This window comes from Psychrobacter sp. Arc9 (genome assembly GCF_041431295.1).
GTDB lineage: Bacteria > Pseudomonadota > Gammaproteobacteria > Pseudomonadales > Moraxellaceae > Psychrobacter.
Window position 1 is genome coordinate 81,340 of record NZ_JASMRK010000005.1, and the last position, 24,750, is coordinate 106,089.

The window sequence follows — 24,750 nt, forward strand, 5'->3', positions numbered from 1 at the left end:
TTTTTCTTACTTACAGTAAATTAGAAGTACTATTTATTCTGTTGGCGCTTTAAATAGTCTTGGATACTGTTTGTTTTAGTCTTAGGCTGCTCTTGAGGTGCACTTGCGCTAGGACGTGCAACGCTATCTTGATACTGCTGAGCTTGTGACTGCTTCTGACTGTTTAAAGCACTAGTATGCACGTTAGGATCAACAGGTTGTGTGCTATTAACAGAAGGTACTGGCTGCTCTACTACTTCTGGCTCTTGTCCAGCATTCTCATCTAACGTTAAGCCAGTTGCGATGACGGTTACATGTAAGTCGTCACCCATTTTTTCATCAATCACAGAACCGTAAAAAATGTGAGCGTCGTCGATATCAGTAATTTCTTCGACTATTGCACTGATTTTGCTCATCTCATCTAGTGACAATGACTCTGAAGAAATAACGTTAACAAGTAGACCTTTTGCATTTTCTAAACGCAAATCATCAAGTAGTGGTGATCTGATGGCTTTTTCAGTGGCTTGACGCGCACGATCATCGCCGCTGGCGCGACCAATACCCATCATCGCATGACCTTTGGCAGTCATTGCCGTACGGATATCGTTAAAGTCAATGTTGATCATACCTTCGCTAGCGATGGTTTCCGCAATACCTTGAACGGCATGCAGCAATACATCATCCGCTTTTTTAAAAGCATCTTGCATAGAGATGTTGCCGTATACACTCATCAACTTATCATTCGGAATCGTGATAATTGAGTCGACAAAGTTGGTCAGCTGCTCAATACCTGCTTTAGCAGCTTTGATACGCTTACCACCTTCGAATTTGAATGGCGTGGTCACAACAGCAACTGTTAGTACTTCCATTTCTTTCGCAATACGAGCAACAACTGGCGCTGCGCCTGTGCCAGTACCGCCGCCCATACCAGCAGTGATAAATACCATATCTGAGTGCTCAAGCAATGCGCGAATCGCTTCTTCTTCGCTCTCTGCTGCTTCACGACCCACTTCCGGATTTGCGCCTGCCCCTAGACCACGGTTCGTTTTTGCACCTAATTGCAGTTTGTGCGGTGCAGTAAGACGATCTAGCGCTTGTTTATCTGTATTGGCACAAACGAACGTTACACCTCTGATGCCTTGCTGTACCATATGTTCAACTGCATTACCGCCGCCGCCACCAACACCGAATACAGTGAAGCTTGCTTGGCCATTGTTTTGAAGCTGATTATCATCTGGCATGGTGTATTTTGACATAAAAAAGATTCTCCAGTTGCAGATAGCGTGTAAGTCGATACATAGTAACGCACTCATGTGGCGCGCTATCGACATACTATATATAAATGTATTTAAATAAAACAGGGTATGGCTAAAATCGATCAGTATAAACAATAATATGTCATTATCACTTAATACTTTATTTTTAAAACTAATTTATTCGAAATGTTACTTTATTTTTTGCTTAATCAACTTAGAGGTATTCCATAATGTATGGATGCTCTAGATACCATGTTAAACAGATCTATAATATTTTCTTTAAAACGTTTGCAAACCGTTGACCCGCACTCCGAAATACACCTGATACTCGATTGTTTTGAATCGCTTCAGGTTCGCTTTTTTCGCTACGGCGGAATTGCTCACTTTGACTATATAGCAATGTGCCAAAAGCCGTCTGATAAGCACGGTCATTCACTTGACTATTTAGTAGCTTAAATGATTCATCATTATCAAAATGATTATAAGCACTGATAGCAGGATGAGTATTGGTCAGTACAACAGGCATTTTTAGTAGCTTCTTGGCAAAGGGTATCATACCTTTAATCGTACTACCGCCGCCAGTCAACACAATCCCTTTATCGATATAGCCTATCAAACCTGCTTCGTGTAGTTGACGTGCTACTTCAGTAAATATCTGAACGTAACGAGCTTCAATAATACGTGCCAAGTTATAAATACCAATATTGATTTCGTCACCCGAGCCTTGAGGCTTGAATAAAAAGAATGCGCTTGGATCGACACTATTAACATCAGCTGTACCATGAGACTTCTTCAGCTTTTCAGCTTCAATCATGGAAATACCAAAATCAGCTGAAATATCCATTGTCACTTCATGACTACCTGTTGCTATACAATGTGTAAAAATCAGCTTATTTTCTTTATACACACAAATGCTAGTCGTACTAGCACCGATATCTACTAAGCAAACGCCTTGCTGGCGTTCCTCAGTCATCAAACTATACTCAGCACTGGTCACTGCATCGAAAACAATATGATCAATGCCGACGTCACAACTTTGCAATAGTTTTTGAATATTCTGACGGCTGGCAACAGGCATCATCATCATGTGGTACATCACGGTGATATTGTGTGCCATCATCTCGATGACATCATCCACCATAAAGTCTTGCTCATCAACATAGATACCTTGCTGACAGCAATGCATCAAATAATAGTCAGATGATAAATCACGCGACTTTGCATTGGCCAATGCTTGTACCATATCTTTGGCACGTACAACTTCATCTTCTACTTTGACCTCTCCAGCACTGTTTTTGCTAGATAGCTCAGGGGTCGCAAGCGTTAACCAAACACTATGTACACGGCAGTTAGCGGTGTCTTCTGCTTCTTGGATAGCTTGTTTGATAGCACCTTGCAGACGTTCACGATGCTTTATTTGACCTTGATAAAAATCGCTGTTTTTAACTTGTCCTACGCCCAAAATACGAATGTCTTTTGCAGAGACAACATTGCCTATGACGACATATACTGCCGTGGCACTTAGATGGACAACAACCAGATTTTCATTATTTTTCATGGTACCAGACAAATTATCGCTAAATAGAAGAGCAAGTGATGCTCTTCTATTAAATCATTAAAAAAAGCGTTACTAATACGCTATGATGTTGTACATATTTTCTTCAAACTAAATAAACCGTATTAGCTCACATCGGTTATGCATAGATGTAGTACTTACTTAGGCTATTCTGATTCAGCACTCTGTGTCACGTTCCAAGCAATGGTAAAGCCATTTTTGTATCGTAAATCTACAGACTGCATGTCATCTCGACGCGTACGTAACTGATTGCCAAGCAGCTGGCTTAAATTCAGTAGTTTTTGCGCCGTATTTTCATTGTCTACAATCACACGTAATCCATTGTCAAAGCGGATTAGCCAAGTCATTCTCGGTGACAGAATGATATCTTCGACCTGCATACCAAGCGGTGCATACCAATCATTGACCTGCTGCATTTGTTGCATAATAACTGGCGCTTGAGACATCTCACCCTGTAAGGTCGCAAAACGTTCTTGTGTTAAATCCCTACTATCAGCAGGAACAAATACAGCGCCTTTTGCATCGACCAAACGTTCTGTACCAAAATTAGCAACTGCTTGCTTGGGTAATGCATTGATGACGATGCCGCGTTGCCAATCACGAGAGATACTCACTTGGTCTACCCAAGCTAAGCCCATCGTAATGTCGCGTAATGTTTGCAAATCAGAAGTAAAAAAGCTACTTACTTGCTGTTGCTCCATCACGTCTTGTAATGAGCGATATTGAGCAGCAGACAAACCTTGATTACTGACATAAATATTTGCTGGCGGTGCATCACGCAGCGCTTTGCCGCCCATCATTAATATTAGCACTAGCAAACCTAAGACCAGTACCATAAATAGATACTTTACCGTTGCCGGTATTTGGATCTTAGATTTTGGGCGACCGGCTTTATCACTCATCAAGTCAGTTACCTCGTTGACAGTTTGAGCCATAACGACCTTTGTCCCTATATTTGCATAAAACTGATCATGCTATTTATTGATATAAATCTGCGTATTTTTGGCAGAAGCTTATTAAGTCGATATGTTATCAAATTTTATTAAAAATATAGCTTATATACAGCGATTACGTTGATTTAAACGTAACATTTTTCTTAAATTATGAATAAGTTATCAGCTGTATTCACAAAACAACATAAATATCGCCGAAATAGACCTATTCTTACAATATTAACGTATTTTATGGTTAAACAATAGCCAAACACCAACCAGCAGCAGCGAATTTACACAAGTTTACATGAAGCTGTGGTATAGCAGCTCTAGTGACACAAAGAGTCATCACTATCTTCTCAATTTAGTTGATTTGACAGTTATAGTGTTTGCGCCAAAATGTGCCAGCATAGTGCATCAAAATCTAGTCCACGAGCTTTGGCCGCCATCGGAACCAAACTGTGACTGGTCATACCTGGTACGGTATTGATTTCGAGCAACCAAAAATTGCCTGCTTCGTCTTGCATGGCATCGATACGTCCCCAGCCTTTTGCATCTACTGCACGAAATGCCGCAAGGCTTAAATCTTGCAAGTGCTTTTCATCAGCCGCGCTCAATCCACAAGGGATATAGTAACTGGTATCGTTACGATTATATTTGGCTTCAAAATCATAGAAATTAGTGATATCAGCTGGTTCGAGACGAATAACTGGATAGGCTTCGTCATCGATAATTACAATTGTAAATTCGCGACCTGTAATCCAGCGCTCAGCCATCACCGCATCACCACATTCCACTGCAGTTGCATAAGCGGCAGGCAGCTCATCAAGATGATTAACCTTGGTCATGCCAATGCTTGAACCTTCATGAACTGGTTTAATGATAAGTGGCAAACCTAGCATGTTGACCACTTGCTGCCAGTCAGTATCAGCCGTCAATAGTGAAAATGGTGCAGTTGAAAGGCCGCAACCTTGCCACAATTGCTTGGTACGTACTTTGTCCATGCCCAGTGCAGAAGCTAGAATGCCTGAACCAGTTTGCGGTATATCAAACCACTGTAATACGCCTTGTAGCAAACCATCTTCGCCGCCACGACCATGCAACACATTAAACACGCGGTCGAATTTGCGTAGCTCAGTGATGTCTTGGTGCTTTGGATCAAAGTGAGTGGCGTCAACGCCTTGGTTTTGGAGCGCTTGCAATACTGCTGCACCACTGTCCAAAGACACGCTGCGCTCATTGCTACTGCCACCATAAATAACGGCTACTTTGCCAAACTGACTGGCATCTTTTGTATGAGTCATCGTGTCTAAAGATGTATCGTTAATAGCTGCATTTCGAGTACTATTATTGTCTTTATTATCAGTTGTCATGAGGATCGTCCCTAAATTTTAGCTTACTTAATATAAAGGTTATTGGCAGCCAAATCGATAGCAATTTGCCCGACATTACCAGCGCCTTGGGTAATCAGCATATCGTTGGCTTTTAACAAACGCTGCATAACAGGGGCTAGATTGTCTTTATCAATAATAGTCGGTTCAACTTCACCGCGCAAACGGATACTACGCGCTAGTGACTTGGTATCAGCGCCCGTAATCGGACTCTCCCCTGCTGAATAAACATCTAATAGTAATAGCTCATCAACACTCGATAGCACTTCTACAAAATCATCGTAGCAATCACGGGTACGGCTGTAACGATGCGGCTGAAATAGCATCACTAAACGACGATCAGGGAAGCTTTGACGAGCGGCTTTGATGGTCGCATCGACTTCTTTTGGATGATGACCATAATCATCAATCAATAAGACATTGCCATCATCGATATCGACAGAAGCATGCTGCTCAAAACGACGACCCACGCCTTCAAATTTCTGCAGGGCACGCTCAATTGCTGCATCATCAACGCCTTCATCGGTCGCCATAGTGATGGCAGCAAGCGCGTTATAAACGTTATGTGTACCAGGAATGTTCAATGTCAGGCGTAATGGCTCACGGTCACGGCGCAATACGGTAAAGTGAGTTTTGGTTCCTTCTGTCACCAAATCTACAGCTTGTACATCATTGAACGGCTCAAGACCAAAGGTCAATACTGGACGACCGATATCATCGATCATTGCATATAGTTCAGGGTCGTCACCGCAGACCACTGCCAAACCGTAAAACGGCATGTTTTGTAGAAACTGGATATAAGCGGCTTTTAATTTATCAAAGCTGTTTTCGTAGGTTTCCATATGGTCTTGGTCGATGTTGGTCACAATCGCGGCCATCGGATGCAATGACAAGAATGATGCATCAGACTCATCAGCTTCTGCTACTAAGAAACGGCTGCTACCCAATGCCGCGTTTTTGCCTGACGCATTTAACTTACCGCCGATAACATAAGTAGGATCTAGCTGTCCTTCTGCCATCATCGTGGTGAGCAAACTGGTTGTCGTCGTTTTGCCATGCGCGCCAGCAACTGCGATGCCATGACGATGGCGCATTAGCTCACCAAGCATATCGGCGCGGCGTACCACCGGCAGACGAGCTTCAAGCGCTGCTTTTACTTCAGGATTGCTACGATCAATCGCTGAAGAAACAACGATAACATCGGCATTGGCGATATTTTTGGAGTCATGGCCTATCGATATCTCGATGCCAATCTGCTGTAGACGCTTAGTCACCAAGCTTTCTGCGATGTCAGAACCACTGACCTGATAGCCTTGATTGTTCATTACCTCAGCGATACCGCACATGCCTGAGCCACCAATACCGATGAAATGCAAATGCTGGATACGGCGCATTTCTGGTATTTCAATCAAACGCTTAGGTAGAGCTTTCGCAGAGGTAGGCATAAGGATCTCTCTTTATTAAAGGTCAATAAAACTTAGTAAATTCGAATAAGGGGTATAGATGACAGACTATAGTGCTTGCCAAATGATATCAGCAACTTGCTTACTCGCACTACGGTTGGCTAAGGCATGGCCTTTTTTTGCCATGGCTAAGCATTTCTCTCGATTGAGTACGCCAAGCTCGTCACTTAGACTCTTGGCAGTTAGCTCTGACTGCGGTAATAGAATTGCCGCATCATGCGAGGTCAACGTGCGTGCATTAGCTGTTTGATGGTCATCCACTGCATGTGGCAATGGTACAAAAATAGCGGCAATTCCGACGTTTTGGATTTCGGTCACGGTCAACGCACCTGCGCGGCAAACAATGATGTCTGCCCAGTTATAAGCTGCAGCCATATCATTGATAAAAGGCTGTACAGTAAACTGATGGTTGTTTAGGTTTTGTGCGCTATAAGCTGCTTGCGTGGCTGCTTCATTGTTGCGTCCACACTGGTGTAGGACTTCAAATGGTTGATCTAGTAATGCTAACGCTTTTGGTACTGTATCATTTAATACCTGAGCGCCAAGTGAACCACCTACTACCAACAGCTTAAGCGGTGAACTGTCATTTACATCGTAGCGTACCGTTGGCTCTGCGACACCAGTAATGGCGTTACGCACAGGATTGCCCACTGTCTCAAGCTTGGCATCTTGCTGACTATTAGCAAAGGTATTCTCGAACGCTTGTAATGTTTTGGTCGACAGTTTAGATAGGTAGCGGTTGCTCATGCCAGCAATGGCATTTTGCTCATGGATAATCAATGGTGTGTTGGTCATGCGCGCAGCGATACCGCCAGGTGCAGTCACATAACCACCGAACCCAATGACCACGTCAATCTGATTACTACGAATCACTTTTACGGCTGCCATCGTCGCCGATAGCAGAGTCACAGGCAGCTTCAATAGGCGACCAACGCCTTTGCCACGAAGCCCTTGCATATTAATGGCATGAAAGGGATAACCTGCCGGCTCAACCAACCCATTTTCCATACCGTTTGGCGTTCCCAACCAATGAATCACCGCACCGCGCTGGGTCAGCTCATCGCTCACTGCAAGCGCTGGAAAAACATGCCCGCCCGTACCAGCTGCCATCATCAATATATGCGGTGTTTTCATGAACGCCTGCCTATCTTTACTTTATTTATATGAAGGGTTTATCTCACTGCGGCGGTAACAATTATGAAAAATAATGACCTAGCCAAAGCCCGCATAGTATAGAGGAAATCATTGTCTTATATACAGTACTTTATGCAGCAAAAATAACAAAAATCCAAGCCATGATCGGTCACGGCTTGGCGTCGCGTAATACTAGTAAAAGGTAAGAAAATCCAATGACTAACAATGCCTCAAAATATGGGTTTTACGTAGTCAGAATACTCCTGAACTCAAAGCATTCCTGAACATAGCGAAAGCTACGCAGTAAATTTATTCTCAATCGCCATGATAAAGTCGGTCGCGATATCTGTACCGCATTGGTCATCAATCTCACGTACGCATGTTGGGCTAGTAACGTTAATCTCAGTGATGCGCCCACCGATCAAGTCTAGACCAACGAACATTAGGCCTTTTTCTTTGACAATTGGCGCTACAACTTCTGCTACTTGGCGTTCGATATCAGTCAATGGCATAGCAACGCCACTACCACCAGCTGCTAGATTACCACGGGTCTCGCCTTTGGTTGGAATACGAGCCAAACTATAATCTACCACGACTCCATCGACGATCAATACGCGTTTGTCGCCTTCTTTAATCTCCGGCAAATAACGCTGCGCCATGATGGGCAAAGTCTCAAGCTCAGTCAGTATCTCTAACGTCACTCCAATATTTGGACTATCAGCAGTTAAGCGGAAGATGCCAGTGCCGCCCATACCATCTAATGGCTTGACGATGACATCCTGCTGTTCAGCGATGAACTTACGAATGTGTGCTTGTTTGCTAGTCACAATCGTTGGGCTCATATAATCGCTAAACCACGTCGCAAATAGCTTCTCATTACAGTCGCGAATCGCCTGTGGGTCATTGACCACGAGTACGCCTGCTGCTTTGGCATGGTCTAGCATATAAGTGGCATAAATAAAGCGCATATCAAACGGTGGATCTTTGCGCATCAAAATCACGTCATAGTCGCTGACTGGCCCTGTGCCTTTCTCACCCAACGTATAGAAATCTGCAGGATCACGCTTTACTGTCAGTGGCTGCGTATCAACCATCAACTGACCACGGTTCAACCACAAGTCATGAATCTGACAGTAACCAAGCTGATGGCCACGGTCTTGAGCGGCCCACATCATAGCAAGACTGGTGTCTTTTTTATAATTGACTCGCTCGATAGGATCCATAATAACGAGTATTTTTAGCGATTTTTCTTGTTTTTGTTGGCTCATGATAAAACTCACTTACGTTATATTATTAATATGAAACACACCTACTAAACAACATCAGTGCCCAACTATACGCCGTACTGCTCACGGTAGTGTTGCATTTTGGCTAACTGGGTCGCGTCTTTATGCTGGCCGTTTCGTGCACCATGGTCATCGGCCAAATAACTGATCAAATCATCAATATCAACCAATGCACGTACGGGCACTTCTAGTGTCGCGGCAAGCTCTTGAATAGCAGAGTGATCTGCTTGACCTTTTTCTTTACGATCAAGTGCGACGAGAATACCAGCAACGCTTGCGCCTGCTTGCTCTAAAATATCGACCACTTCGCGCATGGCTGTACCCGCTGTGATGACATCGTCGAGCACCCAAACGGCCTTGCCAGTTACGTCAGCACCGACCAAATTGCCGCCTTCGCCGTGAGTTTTGGCTTCTTTACGGTTATAGCCCCATTTGGCATTGATGCCATGATGTAGCCATAACGCTTGCGCCGTCGCTGCGACAAAAGGAATACCTTTGTAAGCCGCACCAAAGATGACCAGCTCTTGCTCATTATCGCCGTTATGTGCACTCATTTGTTCAGCCAAGGCATCTGCATAACCACGTGCTAGCAGTGACAACATCTCACCAGTCGCAAGCAAGCCTGCGTTAAAAAAGTACGGACTGATACGACCAGACTTTAGGACAAACTCGCCGAATTTGAGCACTTGGTTGTCGAGAGCCAGTTGAATAAATTGATGAGATGAAAATGTAGGGTCTTGAGGGCGTGTTACATGAGACATTATGACATTCCTATCAGCAAAAAGAGGGGGCAAAAAATTTGCATTATTGTACGCATTATTGATCAGCTTGACCAACCATTGATCTCATAATCCTGCATATTGGCATAGCGAGTCAGCAAACCACTACGCGATGAGATATTAAAATAGCTTTGTCCATCTGCTCGGACTTGTATCTCCCAGCCCAAATGATAAGCGGCAACAATAATATGACCAGCAAATAGTCGAATCTGACGATAAGCGTGGCGCTGCGACGGCTCACAAACGATCTGACTGAGCAAATAGCTACGCACATGCTGACATATTTCTGCGGCGCTATAACTATGATTGATACTCTTACGGGTACTACATTGCTTTAGCGCATGGACGGCCACGCTACATGTCATGATATCCGTGGCCAAACTGCCCTCACCTGTCTCAAACTGCTGCGGTTGTAGTATCACTTGCCAATCGTCGGCATACAGACTGTTGAGTAGCTCATCAGGATTATAGCGTTTGGTCAATGCGCGCATAGATAATGCAGAATTTTGAGCCCTGCTGTCATTATTTGAGTCATTATCTGAATCGTTGTTTGACTCAACCACTGTAGAGTTATCAATAGGCAAAAACCCATAACGGTTCAGTTTTGGATAAGCGCGAATCGCCTGTTGAATATCCGACATATCTAATAATGTCATATCTGATAATGTCGATATTAACGGCTGCTCACTATGATTCTGATAAAAGCTGTCCGGCAATTCGATAAGCTGTGCCGCATTCAGCAATGATAAATGCTCAGCCAGTGCTTCTGAAGCAATCAGCGACCACTTCGATAAGCTGTCTGCATTGGGCTGATAGAACCGAGTCGAATTGCCATAAAGCCTGCGCAATTGACCATTTAGGCGACGAGCAGGCTCAGGTATATCACTTAATGGTCTGGCAGGATCAAGAGGAGATTGTTTGGGATCAAAGTTAGGATGTACGATCGCAGGTTGCTGTGAATCAGCTAATATAGACGATTGACCAGCCTTTTTTTGGACGTGACCTTCTGCCAGCTGCCCGCCCTCTGTTGCCAGATTAGCATGAGACAAACGGTCATCAGAAGTAGAAGGCTGGGACATGAAATCTCCATAGATTAGAAAATAAATAAGAACGATTATACCAAGGGCTATTTTACTCTTTAAGGCTTAACTCTAAAGGCTTACTCTTGATGATTTAAAATATCTCGGTAACCTGTCTGCCAATCAGCATAATCAAGCCAAGCTAACGGAATGTTGCTATGCAAGCGCTTTCCTGTCACTGAAGTTTTTGTATTATCAATAGTAGGAGGTGTCTCGCCAACCTGCTCACTAAGCCAAACCTCTAGCTCAAACGTAGTAACAGGTCGATAGTCCGTCGCTAAATAGACAGACTTTGGTGTCTCTATCGTCAACACTTTGGCGATGATATTGACCAAGTCGCGATCCATAATGCGATTGCTCCAATGCTCAGCTGGCACTGGATCTTTATTTGACTCACGAGCCTTGCGTAGTCGCATTAAGCGCTCGCGACCGTAGATACCACTGGGGCGAATAATAATGGCTTTATCACCAAAGCCTTGTTGCAGCGCTTGTTCTGCTTGCAATATGAATTTCGAGGCTTCACGCGCAGGCGTAACAGGTGCAGTATGCTCATCAATCCATTCGCCATTATCCTGACCATAGACACCAGTAGAAGAAATAAATACCACACGTTCAAGTTTAATAAGCTGTGGAGCAAGCGTTGCTAAATGCTGACTAATCGCTAGATAACTGTCGTGATAACCGCTGGTTGAATACTCGTCAGGGGTGACGATAATCGCAATATGAGTAAATGCTTGTAGCTGCTCAGCCGTCAAAGTCAACGCATTAGTCTGCAAAAAACCTGCACTATCTACCAAATCATAGTATTCGCGCTCACTACGAGCCAGCCCAGTCACACAATAGCCATCTTGGGCAAGTTTGTTGGTCACTGGTAGGCCGATATCACCTTGTCCAATAATTAGTAAATTTTGCGTACTCATAAAGCCTGTTTTCCTTTATACAACTTTCTTTATACAACCATTACAGCGCTTAGAAGCCATTTTGTTCAAATTAATGCCTAAACCAATGTCTAAATCAGTGCCTAAAAATACCGTCTGTACGATAGCTGTATATCATCATTGGCATCGATACGATCTTGCCATTCGTAATTGGCATTAATACGTAATGCTTGTTTTTTATCAATGTCGTATTGCAGCCCTAGGTTTGAGATTGGTTGCCAATAATGACCACGGACGTTGGTTTCATCGCTGTTGCCATGATACCAATATGGCAATTGCAATTCAGCTTGCGCGCGTAACTGATTGTTAATCTGATAACGGCAGCCTGCATTGATACCTGCGCCTAGACGAAAGCCTTTATTGATACCTCGTCCTACTTGCCCTGTACCTGCCAAAAACGTATAGCACAGTTGCGGCGGCATCTCACCAGTACCTGAGGCTGGTGTACCAAATGCCCATGACCAGCCTTTTTCGTAACCCACGCTGCCGACCAAATGATCCGTACCTGCCTCTTGCAATCCATCGTTTACTCGCGTCACCTCGATACTGGCACCCCAAGTATTGCCTTTTTTGGCAGCATTGACAGGGTTAAAAGAGCGGCCACGAATCAAAGTGACGTTTTGCAAGGTCACACTATCTGGCTGGTTGGGCTTACTGTTATCTGTGTCATACAGTCGTAATGTCGCAGCCAGCCCTTCTAAATTAAAAAACTGTGGATACCCTGAGGCGTGGTCAAGCGTATCATGAAACCCCGCTCGAAACCCAATATCTATATAGTCATCGTCACCACGCTGCCCTATACCTATCGTGCCCAATTGTAGCGGATGCCTGTCTATTGGATTATTATCCGATACGTCGATTTGACGCTTGAGCAGTGTTTGCCCATCAGCTGACATGCTCGATACAGGGTTGAGCTGCGCAGACTTGATCTCATTCACGGTTTGTTTGGCACTATTGTGATAGCCCAACTGCGCGCGCTGTTGTTTTTTCTCATTGAGCTGAGATTGACGTAAGGTATTATCAGCAGGTGTATAAATCGTACTTGCCAACAACTGCTCATCATTTAATAGTTGAATCACATCAGAAGGCACGACTGCATAAGACAATTGACTCAGTAGGTTTTGCTGCGGACGGACCACATCAATAAGACGTAGAATCTCAGAAGCACAATTGTCCGTGGTAAAGTAATACGGCATCTTTAACGCTTTGGTTTCCCAAACGTGGCGCATAATCTGCTGAACTTCCGCTGGCGTCAGACTCAACTGATATGTCCACGTATCACGTTCATCATCTTGCAGGTATTTCGCTAGCATTTCTGGATATGGGTCGATTTCGATAGCGCTGTTGTAGCTACCAATCATTGACTTAGTAGCATATATCGGGAAACTGTCGTTTGGATCACCGTCTACCGTATAGTTCAGCGCATAAGCCTTATCAATTTGGTTTGGATCGGCGATACTCGCTTTTGAGTCAATGCGTAACAGCGTATGAGCAAACGCAGAGAGCGGATTGTCCAAATACTCCTGCGCAAACATGATAGATAGCTGCTCAGGCGCCAATGTCGACATCCATTCATCCAATTCTGGACAGTCAGCAGATAGACTTGCAGCATCGATCGATAGCACCTCTGTCAACCATGCCACTCGCGCTGGGAAACGACATAAGACAGAATTATTATTGGCATCAGTTTTGGCTTGGTCGTTACCAGTCGCTGATGATGGCACCAACTCTTGTGTGAGTGCCACAAGCATCGCATCTAACTCTGCACCTGAATCTCGTTGACCATTTTTACTTAAAAAAAAGCTCGGATCATCAACCAAACTCTCGGTTTTCTTTTTACCCAATACACTGTTTTTATCATCGTAAAAATACAACAAGCGTCGCCATGTTGTATGCTGTGCCAACTTGTCGGCTTTTACTTGCTGCCGCCATGTTGATAGTAGCTGCTCTGTCGCTAAGCTTGATTCAGATAAAGTACTATTTTGAATATTAGGTTCAGCATTACTGATATTACCCGACTCAGCTAATACATCCGAATTAGAATAAGTAGGTGCTGTGCTAGTAGGTGCTATGCTAGATGCATCAGGTGACAATGTATCTGATTCAAGGACAGACAGGGGCGTTGGTAGAAATGCCTGTGTTTGAGCCGAGAGCAATAACCCTACTACAGCCAATGGTAAACGTGCTCGCAGGCCAATGGTCATTAGCGTACAATCGATAGGTATGGACGTCAGTTTTATAGACATGAGGTAAAATCTCGCACGTTATTATTCATACGCTATCAGCGTTATTAAAGTTGCTGGGTCAAAAAATCAAACACATCGCCTACTATCATTTAGCTACTTAGATAGATTGTCTATCACACCATTATCAATACTAGTATAAAAAGAGAGCATTATGCCTGCATCATTGCCAAACTCATCATCTACGTCACCAATGACCATCAAAGACGGTCTACTATCAACAGCTACTTGGTTGGCTTCACCCAATTACAATGTAAGGCCAAAAGATTTAAGTATTGACGCTATTGTCGTACACAATATTAGTCTACCACCGAATGAATTTGGTGCCTGCGACGCTAGTGGCACGCATTATGTAAAAGCATTATTTACCAATCAATTAGACTGGGATGCTCATCCTTATTTTCAAACAATTAAAGGCGCAGAAGTATCAGCGCACCTATTTATCGAGCGTGATGGCGCTATCACTCAGTTCGTCAATTTCAACGAACGGGCGTGGCATGCTGGGCGGTCTAGCTACTTGGGTCGACCTGAATGTAATGATTATAGCATTGGCATCGAGCTCGAAGGGTCGGATTTTGTGTCCTTCACCTCTGCTCAATATGAGAAGCTAGCCGACGTAATTGCCGCCATTTATAAGGCCTACCCCAAAACACGTCGCCACTTAACAGGTCACAGTGATATCGCGCCTGGGCGTAAGACTGACCCTGGTGATTATTTTGAATGGGCAAGATTGCGCCAGTTAGTGGCTGATGCAACGAAAAACGGTGTACCGTCACATAAGTGATTTCCACACTCAATCCATTTATCTCAATGGTGAAAGTGATATAATTTGTCAGTTTTTTATCCATATCACATCAGCACATAACTCAATATACAACTTAGCAAGATAGGTTCTCATGGCAAAAAGTCGGTTATTTCGTTCAACCATGGTGGTCAGCAGTATGACCATGTTATCGCGTATTTTAGGTTTGGTACGTGATGTTGTATTGCTAGGGGTTTTTGGTGCAGGTGGTTTGATGGATGCCTTTTTAGTCGCCTTCAAAATCCCAAACTTCTTACGACGACTGTTTGCAGAAGGTGCGTTTAGCCAAGCTTTCGTGCCGGTACTGTCCGAATACAAAGAAAAGTACAGCTTGCAACAAGTGCAGATTTTGGTCAGTCGAACCTCGGGTGCATTATTGCTAGTGTTATCGATGCTTACGGTGGTGGTCATCTTAATCGCACCTTGGGTGGTGACATTGTTTGCCCCTGGATTTGCCGATCAACCCAACAAGTTTGCCATCACTGCTGAATTACTGCGTCTTACCTTTCCGTATTTGCTATTCATCTCTATGACAGCCTTTGCGAGTGGTATTCTACAAAGCTACGGTCGTTTTGCCGCACCCGCCTTTGCGCCCGTGTTATTGAACCTGTGTATGATTGGTGGGGCGCTGATTTTTGCGCCAATGTTTGATACACCCATCATGGCGCTTGGCTATGCCGTTGCTATCGCAGGTTTGCTACAGTTTTTGATTCAACTGCCGCAGCTCTGGCAACAAAAGCTGCTTGTCGCACCAAAGATTGATTTTCAGCACGAAGGTGTTCGTCGGATTTTAAAGTTGATGTTACCTGCTATCTTTGGTGTTTCTGTTACTCAGATTAATTTACTATTAAACACCATCTTTGCCTCGTTAATGATTGGCGGTTCCGTCTCTTGGCTCTATGCAGCTGAACGTATGAGCGAGCTACCATTAGGTCTGATTGGTGTGGCAATTGGTACCGTCATATTACCAAGCCTATCAAAAAGCGAAGCTCAAAAGGACGATGTCAGTTTCAAAAAGACCATCGACTGGGCAGCACGTCTTATCATCTTGGTCGGTGTGCCTGCCTCGGCTGCCTTATTTGTACTGGCAGATGTATTGATGCAAGCACTATTTTTACGCGGTGAGTTTACCTTACGTGATGCCCAAATGAGTTCACTGGCCTTACGTAGTATGGCAGGTGGTATCTTAGGATTTATGCTCATTAAGATTTTTGCCCCTGCATTTTTTGCGCGTCAAGACACCAGAACCCCTGTAAAAATCGGCATCATTTCTGTCATCGCTAATATGATTTTTAGTGTTATTTTTATCGGGATATTTTACTTTTTAGAGATACCACTACATGGTGGTCTGGCATTGGCTACGACTGGCGCTGCTTTTGTAAACGCAGGCTTGCTATATTACTTCTTACATAAGCGTGATATTTTCCGTTTCGGTCCACATTGGAAAAAGCTATTTACGCAATTTGCTATCTCGACTGGCTCTATGATTGGCGTGCTTTATTTTATGCTGCCTTACTTTCCTACCGATGAGGCTCAGTGGCAACGTATCGTCGCACTGATCATTATGTGTGCCATCGGAGCGCTGGTTTACGGTGTTGTATTGCTAGCAACTGGGTTCCGTCCGCGTCAGCTAAAGCACGGCTAGGATAAAGTATAAGCAAACTCATGGCAGGCTTACGAAACCAAAACAAGCCTGTTATGAGAAATGACAATGCTCGCTGCTGATAATTGTCATAATAGATCATTAATGAATAAATGACATTTGAGGTTTGATATGACAACGAAACAGCCAATCTTTCAGCGCTTACCAATTTTGCTAGCAACTGGTGTACTAAGCACTGGATTACTTATTAGCGGCTGTAGCAATAATGAGTCGGCTGAAACTGCTACCGATAATGAAGATGTGGCAGCGACTGTTGATACCTCGGAAGACGTTTCATTGGACAATGATACGACTGACCAAGCAGAGATTGCTGAAAGTGCTAGCGAAACAGGCGAAATTACAGATAGCGCTGAAAATAAGACAGCAATTGATAGTGATAACATTAATCCAGTCACCGATGCGACCAAACAGAAAAGCCTAGTGACTAATCCGACTCAAGCCGGTACGCCAGAAGATACTGTCAAGCAAGCCCTAAACAGCTTATATTACGGTGACGTGAAAGATGCGGCGTCATATTACCAAGTCGATATGGCAAACTTCGAAGAAGAGCTTGCCAATACTCAGTCTGCGTTTCAGCAAACGGTGGATGGCGTTACGATTACTGATACCAAATACAATGATGACAAAACTCGTGCCACCATTACTGGCGAGCTGATGCTAAAAAGACAGAGCGAACCTGCACCACTGACCTACCAGCTACAGAAGATAGAAGGTCAATGGAAGATTTTAGGTTAGAGCGTTTTAAGTTAAATTGTTTCAGGTGCTTTATCTAAAATATCGTCTGACGTGACTGCTTTGCCAAGCATCACAACATCAGCGATAAACCCTTCCATATCGCAAACTTCGGGCATATAACCCCATTGTTCAAAGCTAAGCTTACGGAACAATCCTAAGCTTGGATGGTTATGAGCAAAGACAAGGGCGATGATATTTCGAATACCTAGGCTTGGTGCTTGCGTCAACATCCAACGGGTCAGCAAACTGCCTAACCCTTTGCCTTGATAATCTTGATTTAGATAGATGCTAATCTCGGTACTGATGTGATAGGCCGTACGTGCGTACAAATCGCTAAAGCTGCCCCATGCGACTATCGGTGCCTTTGTTTGATCTACATCATCTGATGATAGTGCTTTGACTACATATATCGGTCTGGTTGTGCTATCCAAATGCTCTTCAAACCAAGCGGCACGCTCCTCTAGCGTAACCAATGCAAGATTGGCTGTTGCTTGTTTGCCCGGTATGCTTTGATTATAAATGGCTAAGACTTCTGCTAAATCTTCTTTACTTGCACGCTGCACAACGAACTGATCGGTAAGCTGATATGTCGATAGGTCGGTTGGTATGGTATTCAAGGCAGCAGCAGACATAAGATCTCCATCGTTGTCGAGATTGTTGTTAGGATTACTATTAGCATCATTGGCAATAAAGAATAGCTACCCTACGTGCCATACTTGCATTACACGTAGACTATAGGATGTTAGTGTGGCTATTTTACTTTATAATGGCTGGTTTTAGACACATCAATTTTAAGCATAGATGTGTTTTTTCGTTTTTTATTTGGTCTCATCATAGCTGAAAACTTATGAAAACCTATTTTCTTGAGCAACTGATTTCGTCGCCACATTCTTCATCTACGGACACTGTCCCAGTAGAGTTGGCATCTTGCGTGCTCACTATCGGCAATTTCGACGGTGTGCACCTTGGTCACCAAGCCATGCTAGCCCAAGTTCGTGAGATTGCACATACCCAAAATTTGGGTGCGGCGGTCATGATATTTGAGCCGCAGCCACGCGAGTTTTTTGCACCTGCTAAAGCGCCTGCACGCCTGACCAATCTGGCAGAGAAGCAAGCACTGCTGGCAGAATATGGTGTTGAAACATTGATCGTAGCAGGTTTTGATACAGAATTTCGCTCGCTATCAGCACAAGCATTTGCCGATATATTAGCCAAGCGTTTGAACGTAAAAGCGTTGGTGCTGGGCGATGACTTTCGCTTCGGCCATGACCGTACTGGCGACAGTCAGTTTTTGCGTGATTATGGTTTGGATGTGACTAACCTGCATACGGTCACTGATGGTCATACTAATAACGATCGCATTGATAGCGGCAGTATCGATATTATCGATAACGACGCTGCACGTATCAGCTCTACTCGCGTTCGTGATTTATTATTGGCAGGCGACATTCAAGCGGCAAACAGGTTACTTGGTCGTGACTATGCCATCACAGGAACCGTCGTCCGTGGCGATCAGATAGGTCGTACTATGAACTTCCCTACCGCCAATATCGATTTGCAGCGAATAAAACCGGCTTTGCACGGTATCTTTGCAGTCGATGTGGTCAGCCTAGACGACGATGGAAATGTCATAGCGAATGGTTTGAGCAAGCATGCAACTGACGACAAGATAGGTATTGCAGGGCTGCGAGCACATAGTTTGTTTGGAACCGCCAGTGTCGGTATCAGACCTTCGGTGAATAAAGGCAGTGATTGGCGCTTAGAAGTCCATTTCCCAGAACTGCAAGCTGATTTATATGGATTGAATTTGCAAGTACGCTTCTTACACTTTTTGCATGGTGAGCGCCGTTATGAAGGCTTAGAGGCGTTAAAGGCTGGTATTCATCAAGATGTCGCAGATCTACTTGAGTGGCGCGAAAAGCAAATTTGATTTTTAGTGTTACTCCAGACATAAAAAACCCCGCGATATTAAGACTATTGCGGGGTTTTTTATCTCTTGATAAACTTTTATGCATCAGGATGTAAACGGACATTTAGCTCATCGATGGTTTCTACCCATGCGGCATCTTTTTGCCATTCTTCTTGCAGGAACATACGCTGATTGTCCGTCCAAATGCTAGCCTCTGTCAGTTTTTCTTCGCTAGCTAGTTGGTTTGCTGCGATAAAATTATTAATTGCTTCATCAGAGCTGTCTAGACCTAACTGAGCAAATAATTCATTCATACTGTATTCTGGTTCACCCAACATAACTTTCTCCTTAAATGATACTAATATGATCGTACTTATTGTTTAATGTGCTTGTTATTCAAATTGACATATTCATTGTAGCAAGCTTTATTTTAATAGCTGTTAATCAACGTTTATCTAACGTTATCAATTGTATTAACGGTAAACTGCTTTTATCCATTTAAGACAGTAAGCTAAATTGCTCTCATTTGCCTATTTCTTATAGACATAAAAAAAGCCCTCATATTTCAGAGGGCTTTTTTTACTACTTATCTTTACTACTTAAATCATAGCTTACTGGATAGCAGCTTAGATTTACGGTAGTAAATGTGCTACTGCATCACGCTCTTCACTAAGCTCTTGCTCAGTGGCAGCCATTTTCTCTTTCGAGAAATCTGATGATACATCAACGCCGTCTACGATAGACCAGTCGCCGTTAGTGCATGTGCATGGGAATGAGTAGATCAAACCTTCAGCAATACCGTATTCGCCGTTTGAGTAAACGCCCATAGATACCCAATCGTTTTCATCAGTACCTAATGCCCACGTACGCATATGTGCGATAGCAGCGTTGGCAGCAGAAGCCGCAGATGATGCACCGCGAGCTTTAATGATCGCAGCACCGCGCTGTTGTACTTCTGGGATATAAGTCGCTTCGTACCATTCGCGATCAACTAAATCTAGCGCAGGCTTGCCGTTTACTGTACAAGCGGTTAGATCTGGATACTGAGTTGACGAATGGTTGCCCCAGATGATCATTTTTTTCACGTCATTTACAGTGCTGTCAGTCTTGCCAGCCAACTGTGCCATAGCACGGTTGTGGTCTAAACGAGTCATTGCTGTGAAGTTGCGTGGATCAAGATCTGGTGCATTGCGCTGAGCGATAAGTGCGTTGGTGTTGGCAGGGTTACCGACTACCAATACTTTTACATCACGGCTAGCGACTTCGTTCAATGCTTTACCTTGTGCTGAGAAAATCGCAGCGTTGGCTTCTAGCAAATCTTTACGCTCCATACCTGGGCCACGAGGACGTGCACCAACCAGTAAAGCATAATCGATATCTTTGAATGCGACATTAGCATCGTCAGTTTGGACGATACCAGCCAACAATGGGAATGCACAGTCTTCTAGTTCCATGACCACACCCTTTAGGGCGTCAAGAGCTGGCGTAATTTCAAGTAATTGCAAAATAACTGGCTGATCTTTACCTAGCATCTCGCCAGATGCAATACGAAATAGCATCGCGTAGCTGATATTACCAGCGGCACCAGTGACGGCAACACGTAAAGGCTGTTTCATTGACATTGAATACTCCCTAATTAATTATTAGATAATTCTAATGAACGATTATCATTTTAGATATCGACTTGTTTGCCGCATAGCAGCATGTATAAACCGAGAGCTAGTGTAGCACTTCATCGCAGTGACCGTCTAGATACAGTCATAGACCCGTCAGGGATTATATTGTTACATTTTATACGAGAGGATTTCTGCAGAGGCTAAGCGCTTACGGATAAGGCGCTAGAGGGCTTTAGCACATAACAACTCAAGCACATTTTCACTATGCTATACGTAGATATAATGGTCAAAATAGGCAGTTTTCACTATTAGATTGAACTAAATGAAATGAAAAATGGTATCAAAAAAGAGGTTTAAGCAGATAACTAAGTGAAGATTATCGCCCACCTGAAATGATAAATTTACTGCCACAGCTGTCTACAACGTCATGACAAGTCCCAAAATCACTACCCTCATAACACACGTGTATATCAGTGAGTATCGATTGGCGACGGCTGCCTTCTTGACAGATGAGGTCCACACTATTTGAAGACATACCACTATTGAGGCGGGTCATTTGACTGATAAATCGTGATTTGGAAACGGTATAACTATTACCCGTATTTAGCTCATTCGGTAGTTTTAATCCACCTGCATAGTTAGTAATCTGCCGAAAGTAACTGCTGGCGCTAAGCGGACTACAGGCTCCATAGCGTTGCCACGTTTGGCTACGTACCGTTGTGTCAGGCATGATACGGTTGACAACTTTTAGTTGTAGCGGTGTAAGGCGTGGCTCACTACCACGACCGCAGCGCTCACCATATCCCATATCCAGACCAGATACAGTCAACGAATACCCTTCTAAACACTGGCGCATACGTGCCCGCGTCGGCTGCATATTACATAATGCTGGGGTCATCTCAATCATCAATACGCGCTGACCAGTCTTAACCGTGCTAGCCGCCTGTGCTGGTAGCAGCATAACGCCTTGTATAAGCAGTAAAGCGCCAAAGCTCATCGTCGCTTTGACACTGCCTACGCTATGTTTACTAGCCAAACCTGCACGCAATTGCACCATAGAGTTAGCGACCTTATTGCTCAGGTCTGTATCCGTCTTTGTATTTGCCTTCGATAAAAAGCATATCCGATTAGATAACGAATATTTGGTTTTTGGCGACGTAGACAGACTAAAATATTTTTTGATCATAGGACTGAAGGCAGTTAGTTAGCAATGATAAGACATAGGCTATAACTTAAATCATTAGACGCGATACATAAAACACGCATTGACCTAAGAACAAGACTGAAAAATAGGGTTTCTCATTAAGGCAATGGTAACAAAACGTTTTTTTTAATCTATAGCAAAAACGTAAACGTTGACGACATCGTCAGGAATCTCGATAAATGTTGATAAAGCACTGAAGGATAACGGCCGTGAAATTTACCTTAGCTAGATGAGTGCTGCTTGAGCAAATCAGAGTTGATCAATTGACAAAGCAAATTAGCAGATAAAAATAAACCACTAACAATAAATCATTAGTGGTTTATCAAATGCAAGTTCAGTGATTAAAATCCAGCTGGCACCGTACCCATACGCTGAGTAATCGGCTGACCACGACCCAACAGACTGCTATAAATAGTGGCGTTTTCCATCACGTGTTTGACATAGTTACGTGTCTCAGGGAATGCAATCGACTCTACATATTGATCTGCGGCAAGTGAGCCATAAACTGGCTGCCAGCGTTTGGCATTATTAGGTCCAGCATTATAGCCTGCGGTTGCCAATACTGGTTGATAATTGAGTTTGCCCAAGATATCACCCATATACCACGTACCATAGCGGATATTGGTATCACCGCTATTGGCACGGCTCGCACTATACGTCTCGCCTAGGTTACGAGCGATATATTTTGCGGTATCAGGCATGACTTGCATCAGTCCACTCGCGCCTACGTTTGAGCGCGCAGAAGATACGAAACGGCTTTCTTGACGCATAATACCGTACGCCCATGCTGGATCAATACCTGCTGCCTCACTATAACGTACGACTGCGCTTTGATGCGGCATTGGATGCGAGAGTGCTAAGCTATCCACCCTATCAGTATTATCAACCGCATAAATCGCTCGATCGAGCCAGCCCATATCATAGGCTTGACGAGCAGCGGCAATAATTAAATTGTCATCACGATTGTCACGAGCTTGCTTCACTGCCCAGTTCCACTCGCGGTTGGCATAAGCACGACTGGCTTCAGAGTTGTATAACGCAAACGCACGGGCAAAGTTGGCATCTTGCATGACGCGCGCGCGGTCAGCAGTACTGACATTGGGCAAATTACTACCACCTAAACGGCTAGCATCAAAACGCTGCCCTATTTTATCTTTTGCCATCAGGCCATAGTAGTCATTACTCTTTGCTAGGTTCTGATACATTTTTTTGGACGTATTACGCTTGCTACTATCGCTTGACTGCTCATAGGCACGAGCTAGCCAATACTGCCACTGGGCTTCTTTTTGCGTTTCGCCGTCCATTTTTGAGATGGCTTCCACCACATCATCCCAACGACCGAAGCGAATCGCTGCCATAGCGTAATCTTCTGCTTCTTCAAAATTAAAGTCATTGTCCAAACTATTGCGGAACCAATCCACTGCTTCAGCGTTAAAGCCATCGTCAGTGTTGTGATTCATACGCTGCACGCCAAGCGTACGATAAGCATAGCGCCGGGTTTCGTCATTCAACAATTTGACCGCGCGCTGATTGTCTTGTTTGATATCAAACTCTAACTGTAACGCTGCCTCACGATAAGACTTGTCAGCCATACGGCCGATTGCGTACATATATAGGTATTGATTGGTTTGGCTTGCAGGCTCACGACCAAAACGGCTAAAGAAAGAAGACGGATTAAGCTGAATTTCACTGAGCGCCGAATAAGCAATTGGCGTACCAAGGCGTGAGGACAATGCCATAATATCACCGGTCTTGCCTTTACGTAGCATACGTTTCAGACGAGCAGCACGATCTTGATTACTAATCAGCGCGTTGTTGTTCATCTCCATCGCTAACTGATCGCACAATGCTGGTTGCTTTTTAGTGGTTAGCCACACATCAGATTTGGCTGCCATAGCACGCATAGTATCACCGCCATTATTAAACCCAAGCGCAACGGCACAGCGCTCACTGGCATCGGCATTGGTAATTAAATTCGCGACTTGACGTACTGATGCATAATCATTTGACCCCGCTTTGGTCTCCGCAAAATCCGCAACCAATTTCTCAGCCATGACCGTATCTGGATACTGACGCACAAACTGCGAGACGGCCGCTGAACTCTGTGAATTGAGATCTAGATTCATACGCCAATAGGTCGGATACATCGCAAACAACCCACCGCTCATGACTTGCTCATAGTTATAGAGCTCGCTTACATCACCGCGGTCTGCGGCGATAGCGGCTGCCATAAATGAGTCAATACTACTGTCTTGTTGATAGTTACCTTCTTGTTGGTAGCTTTCCTCATCGCCCCACGTCAACTCGGCACAAGCGACTTGTGACACACCAAGTGCACTGACCGCTGTTGCCACGCTCAACGCGCTCAACCGTAACGTACTGGCTGCGATCCGCTTCGACGCGCGCTTTTGACTGATTGATTCTTCATCCTTGATGCTATGCGCAACACGCAACTTTGTCATACTGACTCTCTTTATGATATCTCTACAAATATATGAATAACGGTTCGCTAAGTACCGCCAAGGGTATAGCAATCATCATACTATACTCATTGTGCTTTCAACTATCTCCTTTACCTTTTGTTAATAAATAGGACAGCACGGTGTAACATAGAAGTGATAACGAGCCGCAGTTTTTATGAATAGTAATATGAACGACAGTAAATAATTGATACTGCTATGAATTATTTATCATATTGATACCCCATCGCTCGTGCTAATTTTTCACATTGGCACAGGGTTGTGATAAAATACGCCACCTGTTAA

At 44.0% G+C, this 24,750-nt stretch carries 20 protein-coding genes; 4 read left to right on the forward strand and 16 right to left on the reverse strand.

Annotated features, from left to right (window positions below; translation table 11 throughout):
* Positions 1 to 29: 29 nt before the first annotated feature.
* The 11 genes from ftsZ to QO187_RS04395 all read right to left on the reverse strand — a co-directional run bounded on the left by ftsZ (position 30) and on the right by QO187_RS04395 (position 14,059).
* Positions 30 to 1,235 carry a cell division protein FtsZ gene (gene ftsZ / locus QO187_RS04345; RefSeq protein WP_057761433.1) on the reverse strand — a complete coding sequence of 402 codons (1,206 nt, stop codon included), beginning with the start codon at positions 1,233 to 1,235 and terminating at the stop codon, positions 30 to 32.
* Between the two features lie 265 nt (positions 1,236 to 1,500).
* Positions 1,501 to 2,793: a cell division protein FtsA gene (gene ftsA / locus QO187_RS04350; RefSeq protein WP_057761435.1), complete on the reverse strand. Its 1,293-nt coding sequence runs from the start codon at positions 2,791 to 2,793 to the stop codon at positions 1,501 to 1,503.
* 164 nt (positions 2,794 to 2,957) lie between these two features.
* A complete protein-coding gene (locus QO187_RS04355; protein ID WP_371547487.1) occupies positions 2,958 to 3,746 on the reverse strand; it encodes a cell division protein FtsQ/DivIB in 789 nt (262 codons plus the stop codon).
* Positions 3,747 to 4,123: 377 nt separating this feature from the next.
* Positions 4,124 to 5,047, reverse strand: a complete 924-nt coding sequence (locus QO187_RS04360; RefSeq protein ID WP_371547597.1) for a D-alanine--D-alanine ligase — start codon at positions 5,045 to 5,047, stop codon at positions 4,124 to 4,126.
* 92 nt (positions 5,048 to 5,139) lie between these two features.
* The gene (gene murC / locus QO187_RS04365; protein WP_371547490.1) at positions 5,140 to 6,579 is read right to left on the reverse strand and encodes a UDP-N-acetylmuramate--L-alanine ligase; all 1,440 of its coding nucleotides are present in this window, start codon (positions 6,577 to 6,579) and stop codon (positions 5,140 to 5,142) included.
* Positions 6,580 to 6,645: 66 nt separating this feature from the next.
* On the reverse strand, positions 6,646 to 7,731 hold the full coding sequence (gene murG, locus QO187_RS04370) for an undecaprenyldiphospho-muramoylpentapeptide beta-N-acetylglucosaminyltransferase (RefSeq protein ID WP_160022335.1): 1,086 nt from the start codon (positions 7,729 to 7,731) through the stop codon (positions 6,646 to 6,648).
* A gap of 296 nt (positions 7,732 to 8,027) precedes the next feature.
* On the reverse strand, positions 8,028 to 8,999 hold the full coding sequence (gene gshB, locus QO187_RS04375; protein WP_371547493.1) for a glutathione synthase: 972 nt from the start codon (positions 8,997 to 8,999) through the stop codon (positions 8,028 to 8,030).
* Between the two features lie 65 nt (positions 9,000 to 9,064).
* Complete coding sequence (gene pyrE / locus QO187_RS04380; protein ID WP_371547494.1) at positions 9,065 to 9,778, reverse strand: orotate phosphoribosyltransferase; 714 nt, start codon at positions 9,776 to 9,778, stop codon at positions 9,065 to 9,067.
* Positions 9,779 to 9,840: 62 nt separating this feature from the next.
* On the reverse strand, positions 9,841 to 10,875 hold the full coding sequence (locus QO187_RS04385) for a hypothetical protein (RefSeq protein ID WP_102092757.1): 1,035 nt from the start codon (positions 10,873 to 10,875) through the stop codon (positions 9,841 to 9,843).
* Positions 10,876 to 10,955: 80 nt separating this feature from the next.
* Positions 10,956 to 11,795 carry an SDR family oxidoreductase gene (locus QO187_RS04390; protein ID WP_102092756.1) on the reverse strand — a complete coding sequence of 280 codons (840 nt, stop codon included), beginning with the start codon at positions 11,793 to 11,795 and terminating at the stop codon, positions 10,956 to 10,958.
* A 101-nt stretch (positions 11,796 to 11,896) separates the two neighbouring features.
* Positions 11,897 to 14,059, reverse strand: a complete 2,163-nt coding sequence (locus tag QO187_RS04395) for a DUF4105 domain-containing protein (protein WP_102092755.1) — start codon at positions 14,057 to 14,059, stop codon at positions 11,897 to 11,899.
* A 151-nt stretch (positions 14,060 to 14,210) separates the two neighbouring features.
* Between QO187_RS04395 and ampD the strand changes: the two genes are divergently transcribed.
* The 3 genes from ampD to QO187_RS04410 all read left to right on the forward strand — a co-directional run bounded on the left by ampD (position 14,211) and on the right by QO187_RS04410 (position 17,256).
* Complete coding sequence (gene ampD, locus QO187_RS04400) at positions 14,211 to 14,840, forward strand: 1,6-anhydro-N-acetylmuramyl-L-alanine amidase AmpD (protein ID WP_102092754.1); 630 nt, start codon at positions 14,211 to 14,213, stop codon at positions 14,838 to 14,840.
* Between the two features lie 112 nt (positions 14,841 to 14,952).
* Entirely contained in the window at positions 14,953 to 16,503 is a 1,551-nt protein-coding gene (murJ, locus tag QO187_RS04405; protein ID WP_101205764.1) for a murein biosynthesis integral membrane protein MurJ, read from the forward strand.
* Between the two features lie 129 nt (positions 16,504 to 16,632).
* A complete protein-coding gene (locus QO187_RS04410) occupies positions 16,633 to 17,256 on the forward strand; it encodes a hypothetical protein (RefSeq protein WP_101205763.1) in 624 nt (207 codons plus the stop codon).
* An 11-nt stretch (positions 17,257 to 17,267) separates the two neighbouring features.
* Here QO187_RS04410 and QO187_RS04415 read toward each other — a convergent pair whose 3' ends face one another.
* Positions 17,268 to 17,888: an N-acetyltransferase family protein gene (locus QO187_RS04415; protein ID WP_371547497.1), complete on the reverse strand. Its 621-nt coding sequence runs from the start codon at positions 17,886 to 17,888 to the stop codon at positions 17,268 to 17,270.
* 215 nt (positions 17,889 to 18,103) lie between these two features.
* Between QO187_RS04415 and ribF the strand changes: the two genes are divergently transcribed.
* On the forward strand, positions 18,104 to 19,186 hold the full coding sequence (gene ribF / locus QO187_RS04420; protein WP_371547500.1) for a riboflavin biosynthesis protein RibF: 1,083 nt from the start codon (positions 18,104 to 18,106) through the stop codon (positions 19,184 to 19,186).
* Positions 19,187 to 19,263: 77 nt separating this feature from the next.
* Here ribF and QO187_RS04425 read toward each other — a convergent pair whose 3' ends face one another.
* The 4 genes from QO187_RS04425 to QO187_RS04440 all read right to left on the reverse strand — a co-directional run bounded on the left by QO187_RS04425 (position 19,264) and on the right by QO187_RS04440 (position 24,447).
* Entirely contained in the window at positions 19,264 to 19,503 is a 240-nt protein-coding gene (locus QO187_RS04425; protein ID WP_371547502.1) for a DUF2789 domain-containing protein, read from the reverse strand.
* Between the two features lie 294 nt (positions 19,504 to 19,797).
* On the reverse strand, positions 19,798 to 20,781 hold the full coding sequence (locus tag QO187_RS04430; protein ID WP_101205831.1) for a malate dehydrogenase: 984 nt from the start codon (positions 20,779 to 20,781) through the stop codon (positions 19,798 to 19,800).
* Between the two features lie 376 nt (positions 20,782 to 21,157).
* Positions 21,158 to 21,838: a hypothetical protein gene (locus QO187_RS04435; protein WP_228153137.1), complete on the reverse strand. Its 681-nt coding sequence runs from the start codon at positions 21,836 to 21,838 to the stop codon at positions 21,158 to 21,160.
* Positions 21,839 to 22,326: 488 nt separating this feature from the next.
* Positions 22,327 to 24,447, reverse strand: a complete 2,121-nt coding sequence (locus QO187_RS04440; RefSeq protein ID WP_371547504.1) for a transglycosylase SLT domain-containing protein — start codon at positions 24,445 to 24,447, stop codon at positions 22,327 to 22,329.
* Positions 24,448 to 24,750: the final 303 nt, after the last annotated feature.